The organism is Caballeronia hypogeia (genome assembly GCF_001544875.2).
Classification (GTDB): Bacteria; Pseudomonadota; Gammaproteobacteria; order Burkholderiales; family Burkholderiaceae; genus Caballeronia; species Caballeronia hypogeia.
This window is the reverse complement of the sequence record NZ_FCOA02000011.1, coordinates 114,166-139,844: the sequence shown is the minus strand read 5'-3', so window position 1 is coordinate 139,844 and position 25,679 is coordinate 114,166. Positions and strand designations below refer to the sequence as shown.

23 protein-coding genes are annotated in these 25,679 nt (G+C 65.3%); 14 read left to right on the top strand and 9 right to left on the bottom strand.

The window, feature by feature from the left end:
- Positions 1-5: 5 nt before the first annotated feature.
- Positions 6-263 (bottom strand): hypothetical protein, encoded by a 258-nt coding sequence (locus tag AWB79_RS39555; RefSeq protein ID WP_157695803.1) that lies wholly within the window; start codon positions 261-263, stop codon positions 6-8.
- Positions 264-789: 526 nt separating this feature from the next.
- On the opposite strand from AWB79_RS39555, the gene AWB79_RS18170 reads away from it, so the two are divergent.
- Positions 790-3,072 (top strand): hybrid sensor histidine kinase/response regulator family protein, encoded by a 2,283-nt coding sequence (locus tag AWB79_RS18170; RefSeq protein WP_061168816.1) that lies wholly within the window; start codon positions 790-792, stop codon positions 3,070-3,072.
- A 172-nt stretch (positions 3,073-3,244) separates the two neighbouring features.
- Positions 3,245-4,651: a hypothetical protein gene (locus AWB79_RS18165; RefSeq protein ID WP_061168815.1), complete on the top strand. Its 1,407-nt coding sequence runs from the start codon at positions 3,245-3,247 to the stop codon at positions 4,649-4,651.
- A gap of 76 nt (positions 4,652-4,727) precedes the next feature.
- Here the strand turns inward: AWB79_RS18165 and AWB79_RS18160 are convergent, their stop codons facing one another.
- Together AWB79_RS18160 and AWB79_RS40820 are read right to left on the bottom strand one after the other, a co-directional pair.
- Positions 4,728-5,279 carry an NADPH-dependent FMN reductase gene (locus tag AWB79_RS18160; protein ID WP_061168814.1) on the bottom strand — a complete coding sequence of 184 codons (552 nt, stop codon included), beginning with the start codon at positions 5,277-5,279 and terminating at the stop codon, positions 4,728-4,730.
- A gap of 332 nt (positions 5,280-5,611) precedes the next feature.
- Positions 5,612-5,746, bottom strand: coding sequence for a hypothetical protein (locus AWB79_RS40820; RefSeq protein WP_269767968.1), 135 nt, complete (start codon positions 5,744-5,746; stop codon positions 5,612-5,614).
- A gap of 281 nt (positions 5,747-6,027) precedes the next feature.
- Here AWB79_RS40820 and AWB79_RS18155 point away from each other — a divergent pair, with 281 nt between their 5' ends.
- Positions 6,028-6,267: a DUF4148 domain-containing protein gene (locus tag AWB79_RS18155; RefSeq protein ID WP_061168813.1), complete on the top strand. Its 240-nt coding sequence runs from the start codon at positions 6,028-6,030 to the stop codon at positions 6,265-6,267.
- Between the two features lie 103 nt (positions 6,268-6,370).
- Here the strand turns inward: AWB79_RS18155 and AWB79_RS18150 are convergent, their stop codons facing one another.
- Positions 6,371-7,351, bottom strand: a complete 981-nt coding sequence (locus AWB79_RS18150) for an AEC family transporter (RefSeq protein ID WP_061168812.1) — start codon at positions 7,349-7,351, stop codon at positions 6,371-6,373.
- Between the two features lie 519 nt (positions 7,352-7,870).
- Between AWB79_RS18150 and AWB79_RS18145 the strand changes: the two genes are divergently transcribed.
- A complete protein-coding gene (locus AWB79_RS18145; RefSeq protein ID WP_061168890.1) occupies positions 7,871-8,440 on the top strand; it encodes a lipocalin family protein in 570 nt (189 codons plus the stop codon).
- A 24-nt stretch (positions 8,441-8,464) separates the two neighbouring features.
- Here AWB79_RS18145 and AWB79_RS18140 read toward each other — a convergent pair whose 3' ends face one another.
- Together AWB79_RS18140 and AWB79_RS18135 are read right to left on the bottom strand one after the other, a co-directional pair.
- Positions 8,465-8,719 (bottom strand): hypothetical protein, encoded by a 255-nt coding sequence (locus AWB79_RS18140; protein ID WP_232470925.1) that lies wholly within the window; start codon positions 8,717-8,719, stop codon positions 8,465-8,467.
- A 103-nt stretch (positions 8,720-8,822) separates the two neighbouring features.
- Complete coding sequence (locus tag AWB79_RS18135; RefSeq protein WP_061168810.1) at positions 8,823-10,277, bottom strand: sigma-54 interaction domain-containing protein; 1,455 nt, start codon at positions 10,275-10,277, stop codon at positions 8,823-8,825.
- A 320-nt stretch (positions 10,278-10,597) separates the two neighbouring features.
- Between AWB79_RS18135 and AWB79_RS18130 the strand changes: the two genes are divergently transcribed.
- From AWB79_RS18130 to AWB79_RS18115, 4 genes are all read left to right on the top strand, one after another.
- Complete coding sequence (locus AWB79_RS18130) at positions 10,598-11,998, top strand: GntP family permease (RefSeq protein WP_061168809.1); 1,401 nt, start codon at positions 10,598-10,600, stop codon at positions 11,996-11,998.
- A 174-nt stretch (positions 11,999-12,172) separates the two neighbouring features.
- Positions 12,173-12,961, top strand: coding sequence for a 3-hydroxybutyrate dehydrogenase (locus tag AWB79_RS18125; protein WP_061168808.1), 789 nt, complete (start codon positions 12,173-12,175; stop codon positions 12,959-12,961).
- A 167-nt stretch (positions 12,962-13,128) separates the two neighbouring features.
- Positions 13,129-14,688, top strand: a complete 1,560-nt coding sequence (locus AWB79_RS18120) for a methyl-accepting chemotaxis protein (protein ID WP_061168807.1) — start codon at positions 13,129-13,131, stop codon at positions 14,686-14,688.
- 84 nt (positions 14,689-14,772) lie between these two features.
- Complete coding sequence (locus AWB79_RS18115) at positions 14,773-15,006, top strand: hypothetical protein (RefSeq protein ID WP_061168806.1); 234 nt, start codon at positions 14,773-14,775, stop codon at positions 15,004-15,006.
- 18 nt (positions 15,007-15,024) lie between these two features.
- Here AWB79_RS18115 and AWB79_RS18110 read toward each other — a convergent pair whose 3' ends face one another.
- Positions 15,025-17,034: an AI-2E family transporter gene (locus AWB79_RS18110; RefSeq protein ID WP_061168805.1), complete on the bottom strand. Its 2,010-nt coding sequence runs from the start codon at positions 17,032-17,034 to the stop codon at positions 15,025-15,027.
- 293 nt (positions 17,035-17,327) lie between these two features.
- On the opposite strand from AWB79_RS18110, the gene AWB79_RS18105 reads away from it, so the two are divergent.
- The 6 genes from AWB79_RS18105 (at position 17,328) to zwf (ending at position 23,488) form a co-directional block, all read left to right on the top strand.
- Positions 17,328-17,510 carry a DUF1289 domain-containing protein gene (locus tag AWB79_RS18105; protein ID WP_061168804.1) on the top strand — a complete coding sequence of 61 codons (183 nt, stop codon included), beginning with the start codon at positions 17,328-17,330 and terminating at the stop codon, positions 17,508-17,510.
- 107 nt (positions 17,511-17,617) lie between these two features.
- Entirely contained in the window at positions 17,618-17,920 is a 303-nt protein-coding gene (locus tag AWB79_RS18100) for a hypothetical protein (RefSeq protein ID WP_096031560.1), read from the top strand.
- A gap of 157 nt (positions 17,921-18,077) precedes the next feature.
- A complete protein-coding gene (locus AWB79_RS18095; RefSeq protein ID WP_061168803.1) occupies positions 18,078-18,698 on the top strand; it encodes a glutathione S-transferase family protein in 621 nt (206 codons plus the stop codon).
- Between the two features lie 58 nt (positions 18,699-18,756).
- Positions 18,757-20,847 carry a 2Fe-2S iron-sulfur cluster-binding protein gene (locus tag AWB79_RS18090; protein ID WP_061168888.1) on the top strand — a complete coding sequence of 697 codons (2,091 nt, stop codon included), beginning with the start codon at positions 18,757-18,759 and terminating at the stop codon, positions 20,845-20,847.
- Between the two features lie 91 nt (positions 20,848-20,938).
- Positions 20,939-21,838, top strand: a complete 900-nt coding sequence (locus tag AWB79_RS18085) for a LysR family transcriptional regulator (protein ID WP_061168802.1) — start codon at positions 20,939-20,941, stop codon at positions 21,836-21,838.
- 174 nt (positions 21,839-22,012) lie between these two features.
- A complete protein-coding gene (zwf, locus tag AWB79_RS18080) occupies positions 22,013-23,488 on the top strand; it encodes a glucose-6-phosphate dehydrogenase (RefSeq protein ID WP_061168801.1) in 1,476 nt (491 codons plus the stop codon).
- Between the two features lie 36 nt (positions 23,489-23,524).
- Here the strand turns inward: zwf and AWB79_RS18075 are convergent, their stop codons facing one another.
- Positions 23,525-24,805, bottom strand: a complete 1,281-nt coding sequence (locus tag AWB79_RS18075; RefSeq protein ID WP_082862389.1) for an FUSC family protein — start codon at positions 24,803-24,805, stop codon at positions 23,525-23,527.
- A gap of 98 nt (positions 24,806-24,903) precedes the next feature.
- The gene (locus AWB79_RS18070) at positions 24,904-25,542 is read right to left on the bottom strand and encodes a LysE family translocator (RefSeq protein WP_061168799.1); all 639 of its coding nucleotides are present in this window, start codon (positions 25,540-25,542) and stop codon (positions 24,904-24,906) included.
- Positions 25,543-25,679: the final 137 nt, after the last annotated feature.

The window sequence follows — 25,679 nt, the reverse complement described above, 5'->3', positions numbered from 1 at the left end:
ATCGGTTAGGCGGTTTTCGGCGTACACAACGTGCTCTCGAACGGGATTACGGCGTTTTCGCGGCGATCTTTATGGGGAGAATCACCGATGCGCCGGTGCGGTCCGAGTCGTTCGCCAGGATTGCGGACGCGGCGGCCGGGCCACGCGGCGGCCGCAAGCCACGCGCGGCGCAAATGAACATACGCGCGCCATCCGGCGGGCGATTGCGGCGTGGTCGGCGTCCGCACAGCGCGCATCGCGTGCTGGGTCTCGATCGGCGTCATGTTGCCTGCCCCCGTGCTGGTCCGGCCTTCTCACAGCCGTGGCCTTCCGTTTCTCGCGCGGTCACGTGGCTCGTCGGCATATTCGCCGCGAACGTCACTGCTCCCCGGCACGCGCCGCGAGCTTGTTCATGTCTCCGTCGTGCGCGCGAGTGCGCGCGGCACGCGGTACGTATACGTCGGAGGATTGCATTGTCGGACTAACAGAATGTCAAAGCAACTCGACTTCACCATCTGTGCGAATCAATATGATGAATTCTGGGGATATATAGGAAATTTTGACTCGATCAATCATGCTTTGATACGTACTCGTACTTTTGTGTACGTTTGCGCTTCCGATAATCTCGCTAACTGCGCGCCGTGCCGAGCGATCCCTCGACCGCCGCCGGCGTTCCAACGGGCTGCCCGGCATGCTTCGTGCGTCCTTTTCGCGTTTGCATCGCTCGCACTCGATTTACTGCGTTCGTGGGCCCGCTCCGGCGTACGAAATGCGTCGTGTCCGGGTAAGTTTTCCAATTCGCTGCCGAAAATGACCCTGCCACGTGAAGAGTCCGACGCCGGGCCTGCCGCGGAATCATGGCAGGAAGAGCCGCCTTATCCGGTGGTTCCCGAGCGCAACTTCGCCGCGCAGCGTTTGACGCTCTACGCGCTGCTGGTCGCCGCGATCGTGCTCCCGTGCGTGTACGTGGCGGTCATCGCGTTCACGGATTACCACGCGCGCGTCGCGGACGCCTCCGAGTTCGTCGCGCGCAATGCTCGTGTCGCGGAGGAGCACGCGCTCAAGGTCTTCGACCTCAACGTGACGCTGAACGAGCGCATCGTCGATCTGCTCGACGGTTTGAATGCCGACGCGATCCGCCGCGACAGCGACACGATCCACCGGCGCCTGAAGGGAATCAGCGGCATCTATCAGCAGGTCGCGGCGGCTTCGGTGTTCGGCCCCGACGGCCAGCTCCTCGCGACCAGCCGCACCTATCCGACGCCCGACATTTCCGTCGCGGACCGCGACGACTTCAAGGGCCTGCGCTCCGGGCAGCAGATGCAGCTGATTTCGCGCGTGATGATCGGGCGCGTCGCCGGCGAGCCGGTGTTCAACACCGCGGTCGCGCGGCGCACGCCCTCGGGCAGCTTCGACGGCATGGTGTCCATCGCGCTGCGCCCTAACTATTTCGCCGCGTTCTATCGCGAGCTGATCGGCGACAACCCGAGCATCTCGCTCGGCCTGGCGCGCTCGGACGGCGAAGTGCTCGCGTGGTTTCCGCCGCGCGAACCCGATCGCATGTCGCTCGCGGCCAGTTCGCCGCTGCGCGAGGCCTATAACGCCGGCGTTCGGAGCGGGGTCGTGAAGATGGTCTCGGGCCTGGACAACCAGTTGAAGATCGTCGCGTTTCGCCGTGTCGGCACGTATCCGGTCTATGTGTCGAGCGGCTATCCGATCGCGACGATCTGGTCCGCGTGGTACAGGCACCTGAGCGTGCTCGCGTTGTCGATTTTCGCGCCGTGCGTGGTGCTGTGGGGCGTGATCGGCCAGTCGCTGCGGCGGCTCGCGACCGAGGAGGAAGCGTGGGAGCGCTGGCAGGCGGAAGCGTCGATGCGCCGTTCGATCGAATCCGCGTACCGGCAGGCCCGCAAGATGGAGGCGCTCGGCAATCTCGTCGGCAGCGTCGCGCACGATTTCAACAATCTGCTGATGATCGTCTCGACCAATGTGCAGATCGCGCGGCGGCGCGGCGCGCCCGGCCTCGACCGCGAACTCTCCGCGATGGAGCGCGCGCTGAAGAGCGGCCAGTCCCTCACGCGGCAGTTGCTCGGCGTCGCGCGCAAGCAGCCGCTCAGGAGCGAGATCATCGCGATCGGCAAATGGGTGCCTGCGGGGCGCGAGTTGTTGCGCGCGTCGCTCGGCGCGAAAGTGGCGCTCAACGTCGAAGTCGCGCCGGAAGTCTGGGCGATCCGCGTCGATCCGGCGGAGCTGGAGCTGGCGCTCATCAACGTGGCGGTGAACGCGCGCGACGCGATGCCCAACGGCGGCACCTTCACCGTGCGCGCGGACAACGTGCGCTTTCGTCATGAGGACGGCTTTCCGCTGATCGGCGATTTCGTGCAGATCACGCTGGAAGACAACGGCCTCGGCATGAGCGCCGAAGTGCTCGGCCGCGCGTTCGAGCCGCTTTTCACGACCAAGCCGAAGGGCATGGGCACGGGCCTCGGTCTGCCGCAGGTGTTCGCGTTCTGCGAGCGCGCGGGCGGGCTCGCGACCATCGACAGCGCGATCGGCGCGGGCACCGCGGTGCGCCTGTATCTGCCGCGCGCGGCCGCGACGGCGGATACGACCCACGCGGCGCCGCGCGAGGAGCAGGCGGCGGCCAGGGAAGCGGAAGGACTGCGCGTGATGCTGGTCGAAGACAATGAGGAAGTCGCCGCGGGCACCGAGGCGTTGCTCACGATGATGGGCCACCGCGTCACCTATGTCTTTAATGCGGATACGGCCGTCAACGTGCTGGAAACCGCGCGGGCCGAAGCGGGGACCCGATTTCCCTTCGATGTCGTGCTCTCCGACATCCACATGCCGGGACGGATGAACGGCATCGACCTCGCGGAAATGCTGCAGCGCTTCGAGCCGCAGATTCCGGTGATTCTCGTCACGGGTTACGCGGAGGAACTGGACCGCGCGCGGCAGGTCGGCGCGCGCGTGCTGTCGAAACCGTTCGACATCGCGCTGCTCGACTCGCTGCTGCGGGCGATCCGCGAACGCACGCGCGGTCCGGACGCGACTCCCGCCGAAACGCCATCCACTCGCTCCGTGGATCGCTGAATCTTTGTCATCTTTTATGCGCCCTTTTGTAAAAGGGCCGATCGACGGTTTGCCTGCCGATCCACCTCGATCAATCGAAGCCTGTCCGGCACGCGAGTTGCGTAAGCCTCCGCATGCACGGCGACAGGTAGTCGCCGATTTCCGGAATTCCGCCCATCCGCAGGAGGCGTAAATGCGACACACCGTCATCGGAGTTTTCGACACTTATGCGCAAGCCGAAGACGCGCGCGCGGCCTTGATCGCTGCAGGCTTCCCGCGCGCGGACATCGAGTTGCAGGCGAATCCCAAGCGCGACGATGCCGCCGCGCCCTCCGACATGCCCGACGCGGAAACACATGCGGAGCCGGGCATGCTCGCGAATATCGAGCGCTTTTTCAGCATGTTGTTCGGCGGGCGCGATCAGCCGCCCGAGGTCGCGCATTACTCGGAGGCGGTGCGGCGCGGAGCGATTCTCGTCGCCGTGGATACGCCGAGCGCCGAGCAGGCCGACGTCGCCCGCGCGACGCTTTCGGGTCAGGGCGCAATCGATATCGACGAACGCGCGGCAAGCTGGACGACGCTCGAACATGGCGCGCCCGCGATGCCCGCGGCGGAAGACGAGCGCGATCATTCCGTGCTCGACGAGCTGGGTCTCGGACGCGGCAGCGCAGTGCCTGGCCGCGAGCCGGTCAACGATCCGAATCTGAACGCGCCGCGCGCGCGGGCTTATCCTCGCGCCGATGTGGGCGACCCGGCCGAAACGCCGCTGGACCCGGGCATGGTCGCGCCACGCGATTACGTCAGCGATCCGGCGGACGATCCATTGCTCGGGCGCGGCATGCAATCGGACTGGGGGACGCAGTCACAGTCGCAATCGCAGTCGATGACGGGCACCTCGGAACGCACGACGCGCGATCCGCTCGCGGGCCGCGATCCGTTGACGGGGCGCGATCCGATGGCGACGACCGGAATCGACCCGCTCGCCGGCACGCCGGCCGATCCGCTCGCGACGCATACCGAGCTTGCGGGCGAAGCGCTTTCGGAGCGCGACGCGCTGGCGGGCCGCGATCCGCTGCGCACGACGGGCGCGGTTCCGCCCGCGAGCGGCACGGCCGGCGAACGCGGCCCGTTGCCGGGCGTGCGCACCGACATGGCTTCCGAATGGCGCTCGGTCGAGCCGCTGAGTCCGCTGGACGAACCCGCGCCGCTTCAGAGCGCAACGCGCGCGACGGGCTCGTCGCCCGACCCGGTGATCGCGTCGGCGGGGACGCAGGCAACGGGGCCGATCGGTCCGGCGCCCACCGCCGGTCCGCAGACCGTGCCGAACGAGTACATGGAATACGAAGAGGATTTCCGCGCCGACTACGAGTCGAAGTATTCCGCGACGGGCGAGCCTTACGAGGACTATCAGGGCGCGTATCGCTACGGCGCGACGCTCGGCAATGACGACCGCTTCCGCAGCCGCAACTGGGACGACCAGATGGAATACGAAACGCGCCGCGACTGGGAAAGCAAGCATCTCGAAGGCGATACGTGGGAGCGCTTCAAGGCCGCGATCCGTCACGGCTGGGATCGCGTGACGGGACATCATCACGTCTGATCCTGCTTTATTTCACCTTGCAGATGTCGAATGGCCCGCTCGCGCGGGCCATTTTTTTAACGGCGAGGGTGAGCCATCAGGCGGCGCGATCGCGCACCCATGCGGCGTACTTGTCCACGAAGGTCTGCAGATACTTGCGCGTGTCCTCGCTGACGATGTTGCCGTTCGCATCGATACGCTTTTCGTCGTGCTTGATGTACATCTCCGGCTGGTTCATCAGCACGATGTCGAGATACGCGCACACGCCGCGCAGATGCGATTGCGCGATAGCCGTGCCGATCGCGCCCACCGAGGTGCCGATGATCGCGCCCGGCTTGCCGCCCCAGACGCTCTTTCCCCACGGCCGCGAGCCCCAGTCGAGCGCGTTCTTCAGCACGCCGGGAATCGAGCGGTTGTATTCGGGAGTGACGATGAGAAGGCCGTCGGCATCGGCGATCTTCTGCTTGAAGGCGAGCGCGGACTCGGGAAAGTCGCTGTCGTAATCCTGGCTGTAGAGCGGCAAAGTGCCGATATCGAGAAAGTCGAACGAAAAATCGCCCGGCGCGAGCGACACCAGCGCGTGCGCGAGCTGCTTGTTGAACGAATCCCGTCGCAAGCTTCCGACGACCACCGCGATCTTCAAGGCCATGAGTTCTTCCCCTGTAAAGGACGAAAAGTTGGATCAGCCGGACGATCATCCGGCCGGCGCGCGTGCACATGATAGGCGTTTCGCGTCGAAGACGTCTGCGGCCGGCGCGACTTCATGTCGGACTATTGGGGGCTATTTTTGCGACAAATCGAGCAATCTACCTCGCGCCGCGTCGCCACGCGGTTTCTCGACGTCTATCCCCACCGTTATCCACAGAAACTGTGGATAACTATGAGCAAGGAATCATTCCGTTTAGTTTTTGATACGTAAACGAAACAAGACGCCCCATCAGGACGCCTCGCTAGATTGAGCTGAGCAGGAAATCCTGCCGCTCAATGGCCGAAATACACGTTGCAATAGGTTGCCGGCCCCTGACATTCCGATGACTGCAAATCTGCTGCCCGAGCCGCGCCTGCTGCAGCAAACACGGCAATTGATGCGACCAAAATAGTGAAAATGCGTTTCATGAGATACCTTCGGATCAATATTGTTGCTCGACCGCGTTCGATCGATGGCCGCTACCTTAATGGCAGGGCCCTCTCTCAAAAATAATCCGTTTCGGAATCGATCGTTACCGTCTTGGCAACAATCGTCGAACTGACCGGCGCGTCAGTTTCGAATCGCGGGCCAGCATTCAACCGCTCTCGACAACAATGTGTTGGCCCAATCGGTATTTTTAGCCAATAGCTTTCCTCCTAGACTTCTGTGCAAGCGTCGCCCCGACGCAATCGAGTCCAGGAGAATTCCCGTGAAAAGCACTTTGATCAGCGGTCTGGTTTTGTCTGCGCTTCTCGCCACGGCGCCCGCATTCGCGCAAACCGCCAATGCGGGCATGTCGCGCGCGCAAGTGAAGGCGGAACTGGCGAGCGCCCGTCGCGCGGGCGATCTCGACGCCGTCAATTCGCTCAGCTATCCGCAACTGCGTCCGTATCAGGAACGGCACGCGCAGCTTCGCGCCGACGCGCGCGACGGTCAGCGCGTGCGGTAAGCGGCGCAAGCATCAGAGGAAGCAGTCTGAACCGTCCCTCCTCCACCATCGACAGAAGGTGGTTTTGCCCGATGCGTCCGCACCGGGCGTTTTTTTTGCGCGCTCAGAGCAGAACGGTCAGGCAGAGCGTGACGGTAACGAGCGAGACGACTGTCGAGAACAGAATCGCGCTCGACGTCACGCCGCCTTCCCGTCGATAAAACTCGGCCAGCATGAACGGGCCGGTGCCGGTCGGCAGCGCGCTCAGGATCACGGCGCTCTTCGCCCACAGCGGCGGCAGGCTGAACACGTGAAACGCCAGCCACCACGTCAGGAGCGGCTGGGCCAGAAGCTTGAGGGTCACGAGCGCGCTCGTCGTGCGCATGTCACGCGCCTCGCCTTTCGCACCGAGAAACAGCCCGAGCGCGACCAGCGCGCACGGACTCGCCGCGCCGCCCAGGAGCTTGAGCAGCGCCTCCGCGCCCGCCGGCACGTGGGCGCCCGAACCGCTCAGCAACGCGCCCGCGACCGGCGCGACCAGCAGCGGATTCTTCGCCAGCGACTTCGCGACATTTCCAAGCGTGCGGCCGATGTGCTTCTCGGTTTGAAGGCCGAGCTCGATCAGCACGATCGCGACCGCGAACAGCACGCACACGGTGAGGATCGTCGCGATCACGGCGGGCGCGAGGCTTTCCTTGCCGAACGCGAGCAGACACAGCGGCAAGCCGACGAAGCCGGTGTTCGGATACGCCGCATTCAGGCCGTCGATGCTCGCATCCGCCAGGTGACGCGACTGCATCAGCCGCACGCCGACCGTCAGCACGAAGATGACCGCCGTGCCTATGCCGAACGCCGCGATGAACGCGGGCTGATCGAGCATGCTCCACGGCGTCTTGGCCATGATGTCGAAGAGCAGCGCGGGCAGCGCCAGATACACGACGAAGCGGTTCAGTTCGGACGCGGCGGTCGGCCCGAGCTTGTTCAGCTTGCGGCACGCATAGCCCGCGAAGATGAGGCCGAAGACCGGCAGGATGATCGTGAAGAGCGGATTGAGCAGCGAAGGCAGGGATGCAAATGCGGAAGGCAGGGAAACCGGCGAAGCCATGACGAAGCTACTTTTAAGTCTTTATGGGAGAGTGCGAAGCATACTCCGCCATAAAGAGGTGAGACGATTCGGGATCGGCGCGATGGTGAGCGGGTCCCTGCGTATGCGGCTCACTTTTGAGTGAATCGTCGGGATCGCCAAGCAGCTTCGGGACTTTAGCCACGTCATGAACGGGATGATGCAAGCCTTTGTTCCGTAAAGCATTCGTTATCGGCCGATATGACGCGCTGCTGAACGCGATGCGCGGACCATCGACGGTGATGGGAATGCGATCCTGCATCGGTGAGAAGGGGCGCCGGGTTTGAGGTGAGATCATACGGGAGCGGTACGAACGGCGTGTCGCCGGGCGGTGAGCTGAGAAGAAATCCCTGCATCCACAGCCACTTGCGCATTGCGCGTGGCCTCGCGCGTTGTATCGCGGACGCTCAAAGGTGAGCAAATTCGGGAGCCGACCGGGGACGGAACGATGCTTGCTGCTTGCTCAGTTTCGGACTCACAGGCATCACGCACTCGCGCTACATGAAAATCACAAGACCCTGGGCTTACGGCGCCGCGGCGCTGGCTCTCGTCGGCGGCATCGCTACACTGTTCGCGTGCGCATCGAACGGCGCGCGCAAGAGCGGCAACGACCAGGTGCCGGAACCGTCGAAGGCTGTCGATCTGGACCGCTATCTCGGTCACTGGCACGAATTCGCGCGCTACGAGAACCGCTTCGAGCGCAATTGCGAAGCGGTTACGGCGAACTACGCACGCCGCGAGGACGGGCTCGTTTCAGTCATCAACGCGTGCCGGCAAGGCGGCCTCGACGGTCCGTACCGTTCAGCCGAAGGACGCGCGAAGATCGTGCCGGGATCGAACGGCACGAAGCTGAAGGTGTCGTTTTTCGGCCCGTTCTATGTCGGCGATTACTGGATCCTCGATCACGCCGACGATTACTCGTGGTCCATCGTCGGCGAACCGAGCGGCCGCTATCTATGGATACTTACGCGCGAGCCGAAGCCATCGGCGGAACTGCGCCGCACCCTGATCGAGCGTACGCGCGCGCTCGGCTATGACGTGACCATGCTGCGCGAGACGCAGCACGTCTGATATTGCGCTACCGCGACGACGCGATCAGTTCGCCTTGCAGGCAACCAGCAGCGTGTTCTGATTGTTCTCGGTCGACTGATCGAGCACGTCGTAGCCGCTCGGGCACTGCACCTTCGCGTTGTCCGTACAGTTGCGCCAGCCGCCGTAGGCGGGGCACTGGATCTGCTGCGTGGGGCGACCATCGGCGGAAAAAAGCGGCGGCGCGCTGCTGCATCCGGCAAGCGACAGAGCGCCGCCCGCAAGCATGAGTGAAAGACCGATCGCCTGGCCGAGCTTCATCCCGCGCTTCATCGTTACCCCTTTGATTCTTGGTCGTTATTTTCGATTTCGCGAGTATGCCACGCCTTGCTTTCGCGACGATTTTGCCTGTGCGCACAAACCGTCAGACAGCAATGCCGAGCGCCGCGATCTTCTTGTAAAGCGTCGCCCGGCCGATGCCGATCTTCTCCGCCGCATCGGCCACGCGCCCGCCGCTCGCGCGCAGCGCATCGCTGAGAAAGCGCCTCTCGAAATCGGCCATCGCGTCGGCGTAGGACAGGCCGGACGGGTTCGCGGCGTCCGGCGGGCCTGCTTCCGCGTGCGTCGCAAGCGCCACGCGCCCGGCGTCGATGAACGCGCTCAGCGTGCGGGCGTCGATGTGCTCGCTCTCCGACATCATCAACGCGCGTTCGAGCGTATTGCGCAACTCGCGCACGTTGCCGGGCCACGAATACGCCATCAGCAGGCGCAACGCGTCCTTGTGCAGCACGAAGTGACTCACGTGCCCCGGCCGCGCGTCGGCCGAAAGCTCTTCGAGGATCGAATAGGCGAGCGCCTCGATATCGCCGGGACGCTCGCGCAGCGGGGGCGCGTGGATCGTCAGCACGTTCAGCCGATAGAACAGGTCCGCGCGAAAGCGTCCCGCCGCGACCAGCGCGGGAAGATCCGCCGAGGTCGCGGCGATGATCCGCACATCCGCGCGCACGATGCGATTCGAGCCGAGCGGCTCGAACTCCTTGTCCTGCAGCACGCGCAGGAGCTTGCCCTGGAGCGGCAGCGGCATGTCGCCGATTTCGTCGAGAAAGAGCGTGCCGCCGTCGGCGAGTTCGAATTTGCCGACGCGCCCTTTTCGGTCCGCGCCGGTGTACGCGCCCGGCGCCGCGCCGAAGAATTCGACTTCGAGCAGCGTGTCCGGAATCGCCGCGACGTTCACGGTGACGAGCGGCTTGCCCGCGCGCGTCGAGGCGCCGTGGATCGCGTGCGCGAGCAGTTCCTTGCCGGTGCCGGTCTCGCCGAGCAGCAGGACGGGCGAATCGACGAGCGCCGCGCGGCGCGCCTGGCGTTTCGCTTCGAGGCTGACCGGACTCGTGCCGACGAAGCTCGAAAACGTGTACTTCGCGCGCCGCGCCTGCGCGAGCGACTGGCGCGTCGCGATGAGTTCCTGCTGCACGCGCGAGTAGTGCGCGAAGAGCGGCGTGAGCGCCTTCATCTCGTCGAAGAGCGCGAAACCGATCGCGCCGACGGTGGCACCTGCCTCGTCCTTCAGCGGCAGCCGCGTGACGACGAGCGGCTCGCGGCCGGTTTCGAGCACGTCGAGCAGGATCGGCTTGCCGGTCGCGACGACTTCGCGCATCAGGCTGTTCGGAATCACCGCCTCGCAGTCGAGGCCGATGGCGTCGAGCGGATCCGAGAAGCCGAAGCGCGCCGCATAACGCTTGTTGATCCATACGACGCGGGCGTCCGCATCGACGATGAAAGTGCCTTCGCTGAGGTTCTCGAAGGTCTTGAACAGCGACTCCATCGCGCGGCGCATGACGTCGCTGTAGTCGGCGGGAACGTTGATCCAGTCGTTGCGCATGTCGGCACATGTCTCCGTTATCTCTTTATCGAGACGAATATCTCAATTTGGAGACAGTTCGACAATCGGCATCAACACTGATTTTTTCGGATGATGAGCGTTCTCGGGACTTCGCGTATGTCTCCGTTTGGAGACATCGGAATGAAACGTTTCGCTGGCATGCTTGGCGCGATGCCCGTCGCGGCTTGATTTCGGCTGGGTTTCGCGCATTGGCATGAAAACTGCATAACGCCCGCGCGGTGCGCGCCCTCGCACCGGCAGCGCTTTCAAAAGAAGCGCGCGGACAACGTTCCAAAGAACAAACCACTCCCGGAGACTCAATGTCGTTCATCATCGTGCTCGCCGCCCTGGCGTTCCTGATGCTCGCCGCGTATCGCGGCTACAGCGTCATCCTGTTTGCGCCGATCGCGGCGCTCGCAGCCGTCCTTCTCACCGATCCGGCCGCCGTCGCGCCGGTCTTCTCCGGCATCTTCATGGAGAAGATGGTCGGCTTCGTGAAGCTCTATTTCCCTGTGTTCCTGCTCGGCGCGGTGTTCGGCAAGGTAATCGAGCTGTCCGGATTTTCCGAGTCGATCGTGGCGGCCGCGATTCGCTACATCGGCAGGTCGCGCGTGAATGCGGTGATCGTCGCGGTGTGCGCGCTGCTCACCTATGGCGGCGTGTCGCTGTTCGTCGTCGTGTTCGCCGTGTATCCGTTCGCGGCGGAGATGTATCGCCAGAGCAATATTCCGAAGCGCCTGATGCCGGGCGCAATTGCGCTGGGCGCGTTTTCCTTCACGATGGATTCGCTGCCGGGCACGCCGCAGATCCAGAACATCATCCCGACGACGTTCTTCAAGACCACCGGCTGGGCCGCGCCGTGGCTGGGCGTGATCGGCTCGCTGTTCATCATCGTCGTGGGTCTGACGTTCCTCGAATGGCGCCGCCGCTCGGCGATGGCCAAGGGCGAAGGCTACGGCACGTCGCTGGTGAACGAGCCGGAACGTGTCGAGTCGAAGTCGCTGCCGAATCCGGTGCTGGCGATCGCGCCGCTGATTCTCGTCGGTGTCGCGAACTTCGCGCTGACGAAGTGGATTCCGACGTGGTACGGCGCGAGCTATACGGTGCCGCCGGAAGTGCTGCCGGGCGTGCATGCGCCGGTTACGACCGCCGTGAAGACCGTGGTCGCGATCTGGGCCGTGGAAGGCGCGCTGCTGCTCGGCATCGTGCTGGTGTTGCTGACGGCGTTTTCGCGGGTGAAGGAGCGCTTTGCGGGAGGCACGCGCGCGGCGGTAGCGGGTGCCTTGCTCGCGGCGATGAACACGGCTTCCGAATATGGCTTCGGCGGCGTGATCGCGGCATTGCCGGGGTTTCTCGTCGTCTCCGATGCGCTGAAGAGCATTCCGAATCCGCTGGTCAATGCAGCCATTTCGGTCAGCTCGCTCGCGGGGATTACCGGGTCGGCTTCGGGCGGCATGAGTATCGCGCTGGCGGCGATGTCGGATACGTTCATCGCGGGGGCGCAGGCGGCGCATATTCCGCTTGAAGTGCTGCATCGGGTGGTGGCGATGGCCTCTGGCGGCATGGATACGTTGCCGCACAACGGCGCGGTCATTACGCTGCTCGCCGTTACGGGGCTGACGCATCGGGAGTCTTATCGCGATATTTTCGCGGTGACGGTGATTAAAACCCTCGCCGTGTTCTTTGTGATCGCCGTGTATTACCTGACCGGAATTGTTTGAGGATTTTCGCTTGCGCGGTGCGGGTGGATGGGTCGTGAAATCCTGATCCGCGGGATTTCACGAAAACCCAAGCCAACCCTAATATCCCCAGCCGCCACGGCAATCCAAACTCACAACGGAAATCGCCAGGGCCGCACGAACGCCTCCAAAGAACTGAAAGGAAAAGAACCGCACATGACCCAGCAAAACAAGCCCCTCGCAGGAAAAACCGCATTGGTCACCGGCTCGACCAGCGGCATCGGCCTGGCCATCGCCACGTCGCTCGCCAACGCCGGTGCGAACCTCGTGCTGAACGGCTTCGGCGACACCGCCGCCGCCCTGAAGCAGATCGAATCGACGGGTGCACAGGCCGCTCACCACCCCGCCGACATGACCAAGCCCGAGGAAATCGAAGCGATGCTCGCCTTCGGGAACGAAAAATTCGGCGCCGTCGATATCCTCGTCAACAACGCCGGCATCCAGCACGTCGCGACCATCGAGGAATTTCCCGTCGACCGCTGGGACGCGATCATCGCCATCAATCTGAGCTCGGCCTTCCACACCATGCGCGTCGCGCTGCCGCAAATGCGCGCGCGCAACTGGGGCCGCGTCATCAATATCGCGTCGGTGCATGGCCTCGTCGGCTCGGCGGGCAAGTCGGCCTACGTCGCCGCCAAGCACGGCATTCTCGGCCTCACCAAAGTCGCCGCGCTCGAAAACGCCCGCACCGGCGTGACCGTCAACGCCATCTGCCCCGGCTTCGTGCTCACGCCGCTCGTGCAAAAGCAGATCGACGACCTCGCCGCCCGCGAGTCGCTCTCGCCCGACGCCGCCCGCGCCAAGCTGCTCGGCGACAAGCAGCCGTCCGCGCAGTTCGTCACCGCGCAGCAGATCGGCGACATGGCCGTGTTCCTCTGCTCCGACGCCGCCAGCGAAATGCGCGGCTCCGCGCTGCAGATCGACGGCGGCTGGAGCGCGCAGTAACCGTCCGCGCGACGCTCGCGCATGCATCGGCGACATTCCGCCGCACTTGAGCGTTTTGCTCGGATTCCCCTAAAGATCGTGGGGATTAAGGCCGTTATGCCCTTGTAATCCGAAGCGCGCCGCGCCTTAATCCGCGCGGCGCGCGCATCGAGAAGAACAAGGACATCATGCGCACCAACCAGCCCGTCACCCAGCAAGAGTTCGACTTTCCCGCCTCGGAGATGCTCGTCTCCGCCACCGATCTCTCCGGCAACATCCAGTACTGCAATCCGGCTTTCGTGTCGGTGTCCGGCTTCTCGCGCGACGAGCTGATCGGCCAGCCGCACAACCTGATCCGTCATCCCGACATGCCGCGCGAAGCCTTCGCGGATCTCTGGGCGACGATCCGCGCCGGCCGCTCGTGGACCGCGCTCGTCAAGAACCGCCGCAAGAACGGCGACCACTACTGGGTGCGCGCCAACGTCACGCCGGTGATGAAGCACGGCAAGGTCGTGGGCTATCTCTCCGTGCGCGTGAAGCCGACGCGCGACGAAGTCCGCGAAGCCACCACGTTGTATGCGCAGATCAAGTCCGGCCAGGCGTCGCATCGGCTTGTGCGCGGCGTGCTCGTGAAGGACGGCATCGCCGGCAGGCTTGCCGCGCTCGCCAACCTGCCGGTGAGCGCGCGTCTGGGCACGGCATTCGCCGCCGTGCCGGTCGTCTCGCTGATCGCCGCGCTCGTCGGCTGGCACGGCGCGCCGCCGCTGCCGTTCTGGTGCACGCTCGGCGCAAGCGCGGCCGCGAGCGTCGCGGCATGGGTCGCGTTGTCGCGTCAGGTCGATGCCCCCGTGCGCACGATGTCCGGCTTCGCCGCGCGCATGGTCGCCGGCGATCTGACCGCCGAGATGCCCGACGCCCGCCACGACGATCTCGGCGACGTGCAGCGCGCGCTCGGCCAGTTGAAGGCGAATCTCGCGGCGATCGTGTTCGACGTGCGCGGCCAGATCGGCGGCATGCTCGACGCCGCCAACGAAATCTCCAGCGGCAACACCGACCTGTCGCGCCGCACGGAAATGCAGGCAGCCTCGCTCGAACAGACCGCCGCGACCATGGATCAGCTCACCACCACGGTGCAAGGCAACGCCGACGCCACCGTGCGCGCGCTCGAACTCGTCAAGGAAGCGCAGGCCGCGGCCGACGACGGCGGACGCATCGCCAGCCAGGTCGAGCAGACGATGGCGGGCATCACGGCGGCGTCGCGGCGCATCGCGGACATCACCGATGTCATCGACGGCATCGCTTTCCAGACCAACATCCTCGCGCTGAACGCGGCCGTCGAGGCGGCGCGCGCGGGCGAAGCCGGCCGCTCGTTCGCGGTCGTCGCGACCGAAGTGCGTAATCTGGCGCAGCGCTGCGCGGCTTCGGCGAAGGAAATCGAAGGCGTGGTGGCGACCAGCGTCGCGCAGATCGCGGAAGGCACGAGCCTCGTCACGCGCACCACGAGCCAGATGCGCGCGATCGACGAAGCCGTGAACCGCGTCTCGACGATCATCATGGAAGTCGCGAAGGCGAGCGGCGAGCAGGCCGACGGCATCGCGCAGGTGAATCAGGCCGTCGCCCATCTCGACGATTCGACTCAGCAGAACGCCGCGCTCGTCGAGCAGGCCGCGGCCACCGCCAAGCGCCTCGCCGAGCGCGCCGTGGTGCTGGACGAGGCCGTGCGCCTCTTCACCGTCGCGAAGGCGTGAAAGGGCGGAAAGGACGACGAGACGGAACCGCGAGAGGCGCGTCGCTTGGTACTATCGGAGCATTGCCAACGAGGAGTGTTTCCGATGACCGCTGAGAACAATCGAGCAGAAGAAGCGCGAGCGATGGAACGTATCGTCAACGCGACGCGCCAGGTTCAGGCCGCCTTTCTCGCGCTGCAGACGCAGTTCCCGCCGGAAGGCGACGGCCGCCCGTCGCAGATGGCGCTGCAAACCTTCGACGCCGCGCTCCAGGAGCTCGAAGACGCGCAAGCCGCCTTCGACACCATGCTCAACGATCTGTTCGACGGCAACCGCTGACGCGCGGCCTCACGCCCCTCACGCGTTACGCAGTTCAGGCACGTCGGCGCTCGCCGCGCCGTCCGGGCCGTTCAGCGCGGCCTCGCCATCCGTGTCGTTCAGGCCCGCCCACGGCACGCCGTCGGTGGACTGACGGCGCGCGGCGGCCACGCACGCGTCCACCAGCTCCCGGAACGACACTGCCGCGGAACTCGTGCGCACCAGCACTTCGCCTTGCAGCGGGCTTTCCGGAAACACCAGCCCGACGATCAGCTCCGCCGTCGGCGCGCGCTGATGCAGCCGCCGCAGCAGATTGCGCAGATACGGCGGCGACTCGGCCGCATCGAACGACACGACGCAGATGATCGACACGCCGGTGAGCGTCACTTCGCCGAAGCGTCCGCGCGAGAAGCGGTCGTAGCCCGCCAGGTCCGCGTGCAGGCCGTGCTTGCGGAACAGTTGCACGGCGATGGTCGCCGCGAGGTCGTCGAGCTCGCTGCGCCCCGCGATGCACAGCACCGACGCCGTGTGCCCTTCCGCCACCGCATCGAAGCGCGCGGGCGGCATTTCTGGCGCGAGCGGCGCGTCGTCGGGCGATTCGAAGCTCGCGGGCAACTGTTCGCGCGGCGCAACGCTCACCGCCGTGTCGTCGGCATCTTCCAGTCCTTCGATGATATCCAGCGCCGACTCGTTGATGCGTCGCAACTGGTCCGCCGTCACCACGCCGCGCAGCACGTCGTTGTGCGCGTAGCGCAGCCCTTCTAGCGCGACTTCGTCGTAATACGCGATCAGCGAGCGCTCCTTGAGCAGCGTCTCGGCCTGCACCAGCGCTTCGTCGGGATCGTTGGCGAGCAGGCGCTGATAGAAGTTCTCGGCGGGCGTGAGCGCGGGCCGGTCGCCGAACAGCACGTCGAGAAATTCGAGGCGATCGACGTGGCGGCCCAGAATCACGAGACACAGCGTGAGCGGCGTCGAGAGCACGAGGCCGATCGGCCCCCAGATCCAGCTCCAGAAGATCGCCGCGACGATCACCGCGAAAGGCGACAGCCCCGTGCTATGCCCGTACAGCAGCGGCTCGACAACCTGGCCCGCGACGATATCGGTGACGCCGAACAGCACGATGGTCCACACGAGCATCGCCCAGCCGGGACCGACCGCCGCCGCGAACACGACCGCGATGATCGCCGCGATCCACGTGCCGACATACGGCACGAAGCGCAGCAGCGCGGTCATCACGCCGAACAGCAGCGCGCCCGGCACGCCGATGATCGCAAGCCCGATCGAAATGACGATGCCCACGCCCATGTTGATGCCGAGCTGCGCGAGGAAATAGCGCGACAGGCGGCGCGCGGCTTCGTCCATCGCGGTGGTGGCGCGGTGCAGGTCGCGCGAGCCGAACAGCCGGATCAGACGGTCGCGCAGATCCTCGCGCTGCAACAGGATGAACACCGCGACGACGAGCACGATGCCGGTGGTTTCCAGCGGACTGATAATGGGCGACAGGAAGCGCTGCGCAAGTTCGAGCGGCGTCGGCGTGGGCTGATGCACTTCGACGGGCATCGGCTGGTCGATCGGCGAGGCGGCCGGATTGTCCTCATTCTTCGGCTCCTGATCGCGCGCCGGCGACAGCCGCTTCAGCGCACGCGACGCGCGCCCGAGAAAGGCATCCGCGCGGCCCACGGTCATGCTCTGCACGGTGTCGATCTTGCGCTCGACGGCAACCTGATACTTCGGCAGATCGCCCGCGAGCTGCGCGACCTGCGCGCCGATCAGCGCGCCGACGGCGGTCAGCACCGACAGCGCGATCACCACGGCGACGATCACCGACGGCACCTGGCCGAAACGCAGCCGGCGCAGGAAATCGACGAATGGCGCGAGCAGGAAACTGAGCAGGATCGCGAGAATGATCGGGATCATCACCGCGCGGCCGAAGTACAGCGCGCAGATCACGACGACGCCCGTCACCAGCGAGGCCAGCGCGCGAACGCCGGGCGCTTCGGGCGGCAGGACTTTCGCGGGTGGCCGGCGCGGCCCGGGTGCTTGCGGCATGGAACGGCTCGCTTTTTGATTGGGAGGCGCGCAGCGCACGAATTGCGCGTTGCACCGTCAGCTTACGTGCAGGTCTCAGGCGACGATCAAGCAAGGCGCGTGCCGTATTGGCGACGCCTGGCGCGCTTGAGGTGAGACTGTTCGGGAGCCGAATTCTACTGTATTCGCTGCAAGCGGTGAGGCAATACGGGAGTGTGTCCCCGCTCTATCGCGACCATCGGAACAATCAGTTGGATGGGCGGGCATCGCGCGTGCGACATTCGCGGCTACTCATCCGTTAGCACCAATCGATCATGGCAGTGGACTCACCTTGCATCAGCATCTGCAAATTCGACGAGAAAACCGGCCTCTGCATCGGTTGCCTGCGCACGAAGGACGAATGCAGGAAATGGAAGAAGATGAAGGACAAGCATCGCGCCCGCATCATCGACGAACGGCCGAAACGCAAGGCGCAGCTCAAGAAGCACAAGAAATAACGCGCCCCGGGGAACAAATTCTGGACTGGTTGACGGTAGGGGAATCGCGTTCGCCGTTCACGTGCGGACTACACTAAAAAGCGCGACCGGCCTTTCAGGAGTCACGCATGAATCTCAGACCCGCCCCGTTCATCGCCGCTGCGGCTTTTGCCGCCACGTCCGCCTGCGCGCAATTGCATCCCAGCGTCGAAACCGACATGTATGCGCCGCAAAACAGCACGAAGCTGATGCCCGACGCGCCGCTCGGCAGCCAGTATCCGACGCACGGCAACGCCCAGGCCGGCGAGCTCAACCTCAATCCGAGCGATCCGCGCGCCCAGCTCGTCAATGGCTTGCCAAACAACGCGAACAGCGGCGGCTACGGCTCGCCGCTCGCGGGCAGCAAGGCGAACGTGCCGACGAGTCAGTAGCAATCGAGACGTGAGCCGCAGGCGCTTGCGGCGCTCACCATTCTCGTTTCGAGAAGAGTGATTTGATTTTCCGCCCCATTCTCCTCCCAGGCGCAGGAACCCATACTTGATTCACAGGCCAGGACATCTGGCCGTCAATCAACCAAGGGAACTTGCCATGAAGGTCTATTACCATCCGCTGTCCGGGCATGCGCACCGCGCGCGTCTTTTTCTCGGCCTGCTCGGGATCGATCACGAAGAAGAATTCGTCGATCTCGCCAAGGGCGCGCACAAGACGCCCGAATATCTGAAGCTGAACGCCTTCGGGCAACTTCCCGTACTGGTCGACGGCGACAATGTCATCGCCGATTCGAACGCGATCCTCGTCTATCTCGCGAAGAAATCCGGAGCGACGCAATGGCTCCCCGAAACGCCCGCCGAAGCCGCCGCCGTGCAGCGCTGGCTCTCGGTCGCCGCCGGCCAGATCGCCTTCGGGCCGGCTGCCGCGCGCCTCGTCACAGTGTTCGGCGCGAAGTTCAACGCGGAGGAAGTCATCGCCCGCGCGCACGCCATTCTGAAGATCATCGACGCGCAGCTCGCCACGCGTGACTGGATCGCGGACATCGGCGGCGCGCATCCGACCATCGCGGATATCGCGCTCTATAGCTACATTTCCAGCGCGCCCGAAGGCAACGTCGACCTGTCCGGCTACGCCAGCGTGAACGCGTGGCTCGCGCGTGTCGAAGCGCTGCCCGGCTTCGTGCCCTTCCAGAAGACAGCCGCCGGTCTTGCGGCTTAAAGTGACGCGGCGACGGCAGCGTGTGCGCGCCGTCGCCCGTGCGTGGAGTCATACGATCATGACCACTTCCGCGATATCCGCAGTCGTTCCGAAGCCCGTCGCCGGGTCTGCGCCGTGGCATCCCGGCGAACTCGCCATTCAGAAGGCGTTCGGCGTGCAGGAGCGCATGGACGACGTCGGGCGGCGCGTCGTGCGCAGCTACATGCCCGACCAGCATCGGCAATTCTTTGCGCAACTGCCGTTCATGGTCGCGGGCACGGTGGACGAACGCGGCGATCCGTGGGCGACGCTCATCGCCGGGCATCCCGGCTTCATGCACACGCCCGACGCGACGACGCTTTCCTTCGAACACGCGCGCGATCCGCTCGATCCCGCCGACGCCGGCATGAACGACGGCCAGTCGATCGGCCTGCTCGGCATCGAGCTGCACACGCGGCGGCGCAACCGCATGAACGGCGTGATTCGTCGCGATGGCGCGCGGGCGAAGTTCGACGTCGCCGTCGAGCAGAGCTATGGCAACTGCCCGCAGTACATCCAGTTGCGCGATTTCGAGTTCGTGCGCGCGCCGGCCGCGCCGTCGCCGGTGCAACCGCTCGTCCTCGACACGCTGTCGCCGCGCGCGATAGAAATGATCGCGCGCGCGGACGCCTTCTTCGTGGCCTCGTATTTCGATCGCGACGACGGGCATCGGCAAGTGGATGTATCGCATCGCGGCGGCAAGCCCGGTTTCGTGCGCCTTTCCGACGACGGCGCGCTCACCATTCCCGACTTCGCGGGCAATCTGTTCTTCAACACGCTCGGCAACATTCTGGTGAACGGGCGCGCCGGCCTCGTGTTCGCGGACTTCGAAACCGGCGCGCTGCTGCAACTCGCCGGTGAAGCCGAAGTGCTGCTCGATTCGCCGGAAATCGCCGCGTTTCAGGGCGCGGAACGGATATGGCGCTTCACGCCGCGCCGGATCGTCTATCGCGAAGATGCGCTGCCCTTGCGATGGAAGGCGCGCGGCGACGGCGCATCGCCGAATTCGCTGATGACCGGCGACTGGGCGCAGGTGACCGAGCGCCTGAAGGCCGCCGCGCTGGCGAACGTATGGCGCAACTTCCGCGTGAGCAAGGTCGTCGATGAAAGCGCCGCCATCCGCTCGTTCCATCTCGAACCCGCCGACGACGCCGGCCTGATTCCGCACAAGGCCGGCCAGCATCTGCCGATCCGCGTCACGCTGCCCGGCGAGACGAAAGCGCAGATTCGCACTTACACGTTGTCGGTGGCGCCGTCGGATGGCGTGTACCGGATCAGCGTGAAGCGCGACGGCCGCGTGTCGGCGCATCTGCACGACACGCTGAAGACCGGCGACATCATCGAAGCGCGCGCGCCCGCGGGCGACTTCACGATCGATCCGTTCGAGCGCCGTCCCGCCGTGCTGATGGCGGCGGGCGTCGGCATCACGCCGATGCTCGCGATGCTGCGGCACGTCGTCTATGAAGGCGTGAGAAAGCGCCGCGTGCGTCCGGTGTGGATGATCGTGTCGGCGCATTCGCTCGAAAGCCGCGCGTTCGCGCAGGAAATCGATGCGCTTGCGCGAAGCGCGGGCGGCGCGGTGAACGTGATCCGCGTGCTGAGCGACACGACCGATGCGAAGCTCGAGCGCGATTACGACGCGTCTGGGCGCATCGATATCGACCTGCTGACGAGCCGCCTGCCCTTCAACGACTACGACTTCTATCTGTGCGGCCCGGGCGCGTTCATGCAGACGATCTACGACGGCCTGCGCGCGCTCAACGTGTCCGATACGCGCATCCACGCCGAGGCGTTCGGTCCGTCATCGTTGAAGCGCACGGCGGATCACGGCGCCGATGCAAAGGCAATGCGCCCCGTCGCGACTGAAGCAGTCGTGAAGTTCGTGAAGTCGGGGAAAGAAGCGCAGTGGAAGCCGGGAAGCGGCACGCTGCTGGAACTGGCTGAAGCGCAGGGCGTCGACGCGGAATTCAACTGCCGGGGCGGCACCTGCGGCACGTGCCGCACGCGCATCGCGAAAGGCGCGGTGTCGTATGAAAGCGAACCGGCGTTCCATGTCGAGGACGACGAAGCGCTGATCTGCTGCGCGCGGCCCGCCGCCGACGCCGGCGACACGCTGGAACTCGAACTCTGAGCCATCGACTGCGTTGCGCGGATTGTGCGGCGCGCGCGGATACCCGAGAATGCACGGCATCGTTCAAGCGTGCGGGTCTCCGCGCTTTCCCATGGATCGGTTACAGGCAATGACGACCTTCGTCACGGTGGTCGAGACCGGCGGCTTCGCATCGGCGGCGCGCAAGCTAGATGTATCGCCGTCGGTCGTGAGCCGCGTCGTGACGGAACTCGAAGAGCATCTCGGCGTGCGCCTGCTCACGCGCACGACGCGCGTCGTGCGTCTCACCGATGCCGGCAGCGGTTACTTCGAAGATTGCCGCCGCATTCTCGGCGAAATCGACGTGGCCGAACTGTCCGCGACGGGCACGCATTCGTCGCCGCGCGGCCTGCTTTCCATCACCGCGCCAGTCATGTTCGGCCGGCTGCACGTGACGCCCATCGTGCTCGACTATCTGCGCCGCTACCCTGAAGCCGATGCGAGCTGCTGGTTCGTCGACCGCGTCGTGAATCTCGTGGACGAAGGCATCGACGTGGCGGTGCGCATCGCGCAATTGCCGGACTCGTCGTTGCAGGCGATCAACGTCGGGCGCGTGCGGCGCGTGCTGTGCGCTTCGCCCGCGTATCTCGACAAGCACGGCACGCCGCGTCATCCCGACGATCTCGCGGAACACGTGATCATCTCGTCGACGGGCTCGTCTTCGCCGCCGGAATGGCGCCTGCATGACGGCGAGCGGCAGTTTCTCGTGCGCGCGCAGCCGCGTCTCACCACGACCACGAACGATTCGGCCATCGCCGCCGCGCTCGCCGATTTCGGCATCGCGCGGCTCATGTCGTATCAGGTCGCGCATCATGTGAACGAGGGCAAGCTCGTCATCGTGCTGGCCGAGTTCGAGCCGCCGCCCTTGCCCATTCATCTCGTGCATCGCGAGGGACGCCACGTCACGCAGAAGGTGCGCGCGTTCCTCGATCTGGCCGTGACGACGCTGCGCGCCGACGACTCGTTGCGCTGAGCGCGCTAAACACGCCCGCTGTCCGCAGGATTTCATCGTTCCGTGATCGAATCGAACGGGCGTTAGCACGCTCGCCGTGCAAAATAGCGGCAAAACATGCAACATAGCTGTCTCGAACGATCGCACCGATCGCCGCGCTTTCGGCCTTTCTGAACCTTTACCGGCTCACGCACCATGACGAATCCGACTTCTCCCTTAAACGAACGCCCGCTCGACATGATCATCTTCGGCGGCGGCGGAGACCTGGCCGCGCGCAAGCTCCTGCCGGCGCTCTACATGGCGCACACGCACTGCAACCTGCCCGCCGACACGCGCATTCTCGCGATCGGCCGCAAGGACTGGTCGCGCGAGGATTACCTGAAGAACTTCATGGAAGAACAGGCGCGCCCGTTCATCGACGCGAAAGTCTTCGATGCGCAGTCGTGGGACAAATTCCTCGCACTGTTCGACTACGTGCGCATCGACGTGGAAAATCCCGGCGACTTCCAGCGTCTCGCCGAAGCCGCACGCCCCGGCTCGCAGCGCGTGCTGTATCTGTCGACCTCGCCCGAACTGTTCGTCACCATCTGCACCAACCTCGACAACGCCGGCATCCTCGATGACAACGCGCGCGTCGTGCTTGAAAAACCGCTGGGCCACGATCTCGCCTCGGCGCGCGCGATCAACGACGCGGTGGGCAAGCACTTCAAGGAAGAGCAGATCTATCGCATCGACCATTATCTCGGCAAGGAAACCGTGCAGAACCTGATGGTGCTGCGCTTCGGCAACGCGATCTTCGGGCCGCTGTGGCAGGCGCCGTATATCAAGAGCGTGCAGATCACGGTATCGGAGACGGTGGGCGTGGGCAGCCGCGCGGGCTTCTACGATCACACCGGCGCGCTGCGCGACATGGTGCAGAACCACTTGCTGCAACTGCTGTGCATCGTCGCGATGGAACCGCCCGTGTCGCTCGACCCGGACGCCGTGCGCGACGAAAAGCTCAAGGTGCTGAAATCGCTGCGGCCGATGACCGTCGCGGACATCGCGCGCGACACGGTGCGCGGCCAGTACACGGCGGGCGCGGTGGGCGGTGAAGCCGTGAAGGGCTATTTGGAAGAAGCGAACGTGCCGGCCGACAGCCGCGCGGAAACCTTCGTCGCGTTGCGCGCGCATATCAACAACTGGCGCTGGGCCAACGTGCCGTTCTTCCTGCGCACGGGCAAGCGCATGCAGAACCGGCGCTCGGAGATCGTCATCGACTTCGCGGATCTGCCGTTCTCGATCATTCCGGACGGCCCGCGTCATTACGGCAATCGCCTGACCATCACGTTGCAGCCGGAAGAATCCATCCAGCTTCAGATGATGGCGAAGGAACCCGGCAGCGGCATGCACATGCAGCCGGTCACGCTCAATCTCGACCTGCAGCAGGCCATGACGCAGCGGCGCGCGGAAGCGTACGAGCGCCTGCTGATCGACGTGATTCGCGGGCGTCTCACGCACTTTATGCGGCGCGACGAACTCGAAGCGGCATGGACGTGGGTCGAGCCGATCCTGAACGGCTGGAAGGAACTGGGCGACCGTCCGCGCGGCTACACGGCGGGCACGTTCGGGCCGGCGGCATCGAGCGCGCTGATGGCGCGCGAGAATCTCGCCTGGGCCGAAGAAGCCTGATGCAATGAAAAGCGATGCGGCTGGCGCCATGTCACGTCACCGCATCGCCTTGCGCTCCGACCACGCCGCGCTTATCCCCATCACGGCCGACAACACCACGATCCCGCCGAGGATGCCGGCGAGCCGCATCAGCGCGGGCTGCGGGTCCGACGACCAGTGATGATCCTGCACGAAGACCATGATGAACGCGATGCTGAACTGCCGCCCGACATAGCTGGCGCCCTGCGTTCCTGTCTGCACGTGACAGCCGATCCACACGCCCGCGCACAGCGCGATCATGCAGGCGAACGCGTGATCGCCGAGCAAGGGCAGCAGCGCGAGACTCACCGCGCCCGCGAGCAGACAGCCTAGAAAGCGCTGGATCATGCGCTCGGCAATCGGCTTGCGCGTCGGCTTGCCGAGCGCCGATGCGGGCAGAATCAGCACGGCGACGGCCGTCACCATCGCCTGCGCGAAGCCGGGCAAATTCCACGCATACGCGAGCGTCGCGAGAATCATCACCGACCACGCGCCCTGCCACGCGAGACGCCTGCGCATGACGTGCGCCGCCAGCTCCGCGCCCGCGACGTGAGACGCATCGAGCGTCTGCACGGCCCGCGCCGCGTCGGAGGGCAACACGGTAATGGCTTGCGCGCCCGCGCCATCGACGCGATCGACCGTCGACGCCGCCTGCGCGCGCGGCACCGGCGCCGCGCCGCGCGCCTTGCGATAGTGCTGCAAGCCCGCATGAAACAGCGCCGACACGGCCACGCACGCGAACGTGCCGACCGCCACTTCCGCGACGCGCAACAGCGCGAACAACGCCGTCACCGACGCCGATACGAGCCGGTGCGCCTCGAAGGTCACCATCAGCGAGGTCACGCCGCCCAGCACCCACGCGTAGCCCGCATCCGACACGAGCGCGCGATACACCGAAACGCCCACGATCAGCCCGAGCAGCGGCACGAAGATCCACGGCACGTCGCCGATCAACGGTCCCGCCACCGCGCCGATGATCGCGCCCGCCACCGTGCCGACGACGCGATGCACGCCGCGCTGCGCGCACGCCGAGAACTTCGACTGCATCACCGCGAAGCCGCTGATCGCGGCCCACCAGATGTTGCTCAGATGGAACCCGTACGCGAGGGCGACCGCGAGCCCGACGGACAGCATCGCCTGCGTCGCGAACAGGGCGCGCGCGGGCGTCGGGCGAAACGCGATCAGCTCGCGCCCGAGCGCGGTGAGCGCATCGCGGACGATACGGGCCAGCGCGCCGAACATCGCGGCGCTTTCGTTGAGAATCGATGGGGGGCTTCGGGCGGGATCGTCGGATGGCATTGTCATGCGAATTGATCGGGCGTCTGGTTTGAGCGTAGACGCCGATCGCCCGGAAGCAAAGCCTGAGTGCGCGAGGTGCGGCTAATTCGCTACAGCGCTCACACGCGCGAGGTCAGCAAACGGATGCCCGCCGCGCCGAACGCGAGCGCGAGGCACGCATCGAGGCCGCGCTGGATGCGCCTGTAGATGCGCCGCGCGGACGCCATAGAGAAGAGCGCCGCGTAGCCGCCGAACACGCACGCGCCGATGCACAGGCAGCCCGCGACCACCACGAGCATATGCGCCGGCCCCTCTCCCGCCGACGAGCCCAGCGCCGCCACCGACATCCACACGAGAATCGCCTTCGGGTTGGTCAGATGCAGGAGCGCGCCGCGCGCATAGAGCTTGCGGGCGCTCTGCCCTTGCGCGTCCGTTGAAGAAGTCCGCACAGGCGGCTTCAGCGCCGCGCGTCCCGACTTGAACGCGAGCCACAGCAAATACAGCCCGCCGCAGATCTTCACGCCGACGAGAAAACCCGAATACGCGGTGAGCGCCGCGGAAAGGCCGAGCGCGGCGAGCATCGCCCAGAAGAACGAGCCGGACATGACGCCCGCCGCGAACGCGAACGCGGCGCGCCGGCCCGACGTGCTCGCAATCGACATGATGGCGAGATTGCTGGGCCCCGGGCTCGCGGTGCCGACGAAATACGCCGAATAGGCAATGAGCAGGTTCGCGCTGAGCAAGGCGTGGCCATTCATGACGGTTGTGTCTCCATACGGGTTTGGCGTGATTGTCGTCGAAGGCCTGCGCCTGCGTCCATGAACGCTTCGCATTCGTGCGGGCAGGCCAATTCCTTGCGCATGCCCGAACCGATGCCTATCTTTTAATGCGCATC

What these genes read in the sequence shown, in the direction of transcription:
- AWB79_RS39555 (WP_157695803.1), bottom strand. Translation starts at nt 263, where the DNA reads ATGACGCCGATCGAGACCCAGCACGCGATGCGCGCTGTGCGGACGCCG.
- AWB79_RS18170 (WP_061168816.1), top strand. Translation starts at nt 790, where the DNA reads ATGACCCTGCCACGTGAAGAGTCCGACGCCGGGCCTGCCGCGGAATCA.
- AWB79_RS18165 (WP_061168815.1), top strand. Translation starts at nt 3,245, where the DNA reads ATGCGACACACCGTCATCGGAGTTTTCGACACTTATGCGCAAGCCGAA.
- AWB79_RS18160 (WP_061168814.1), bottom strand. Translation starts at nt 5,279, where the DNA reads ATGGCCTTGAAGATCGCGGTGGTCGTCGGAAGCTTGCGACGGGATTCG.
- AWB79_RS40820 (WP_269767968.1), bottom strand. Translation starts at nt 5,746, where the DNA reads ATGAAACGCATTTTCACTATTTTGGTCGCATCAATTGCCGTGTTTGCT.
- AWB79_RS18150 (WP_061168812.1), bottom strand. Translation starts at nt 7,351, where the DNA reads ATGGCTTCGCCGGTTTCCCTGCCTTCCGCATTTGCATCCCTGCCTTCG.
- AWB79_RS18145 (WP_061168890.1), top strand. Translation starts at nt 7,871, where the DNA reads ATGAAAATCACAAGACCCTGGGCTTACGGCGCCGCGGCGCTGGCTCTC.
- AWB79_RS18140 (WP_232470925.1), bottom strand. Translation starts at nt 8,719, where the DNA reads ATGAAGCTCGGCCAGGCGATCGGTCTTTCACTCATGCTTGCGGGCGGC.
- AWB79_RS18135 (WP_061168810.1), bottom strand. Translation starts at nt 10,277, where the DNA reads ATGCGCAACGACTGGATCAACGTTCCCGCCGACTACAGCGACGTCATG.
- AWB79_RS18130 (WP_061168809.1), top strand. Translation starts at nt 10,598, where the DNA reads ATGTCGTTCATCATCGTGCTCGCCGCCCTGGCGTTCCTGATGCTCGCC.
- AWB79_RS18125 (WP_061168808.1), top strand. Translation starts at nt 12,173, where the DNA reads ATGACCCAGCAAAACAAGCCCCTCGCAGGAAAAACCGCATTGGTCACC.
- AWB79_RS18120 (WP_061168807.1), top strand. Translation starts at nt 13,129, where the DNA reads ATGCGCACCAACCAGCCCGTCACCCAGCAAGAGTTCGACTTTCCCGCC.
- AWB79_RS18115 (WP_061168806.1), top strand. Translation starts at nt 14,773, where the DNA reads ATGACCGCTGAGAACAATCGAGCAGAAGAAGCGCGAGCGATGGAACGT.
- AWB79_RS18110 (WP_061168805.1), bottom strand. Translation starts at nt 17,034, where the DNA reads ATGCCGCAAGCACCCGGGCCGCGCCGGCCACCCGCGAAAGTCCTGCCG.
- AWB79_RS18105 (WP_061168804.1), top strand. Translation starts at nt 17,328, where the DNA reads ATGGCAGTGGACTCACCTTGCATCAGCATCTGCAAATTCGACGAGAAA.
- AWB79_RS18100 (WP_096031560.1), top strand. Translation starts at nt 17,618, where the DNA reads ATGAATCTCAGACCCGCCCCGTTCATCGCCGCTGCGGCTTTTGCCGCC.
- AWB79_RS18095 (WP_061168803.1), top strand. Translation starts at nt 18,078, where the DNA reads ATGAAGGTCTATTACCATCCGCTGTCCGGGCATGCGCACCGCGCGCGT.
- AWB79_RS18090 (WP_061168888.1), top strand. Translation starts at nt 18,757, where the DNA reads ATGACCACTTCCGCGATATCCGCAGTCGTTCCGAAGCCCGTCGCCGGG.
- AWB79_RS18085 (WP_061168802.1), top strand. Translation starts at nt 20,939, where the DNA reads ATGGATCGGTTACAGGCAATGACGACCTTCGTCACGGTGGTCGAGACC.
- zwf (WP_061168801.1), top strand. Translation starts at nt 22,013, where the DNA reads ATGACGAATCCGACTTCTCCCTTAAACGAACGCCCGCTCGACATGATC.
- AWB79_RS18075 (WP_082862389.1), bottom strand. Translation starts at nt 24,805, where the DNA reads ATGCCATCCGACGATCCCGCCCGAAGCCCCCCATCGATTCTCAACGAA.
- AWB79_RS18070 (WP_061168799.1), bottom strand. Translation starts at nt 25,542, where the DNA reads ATGAATGGCCACGCCTTGCTCAGCGCGAACCTGCTCATTGCCTATTCG.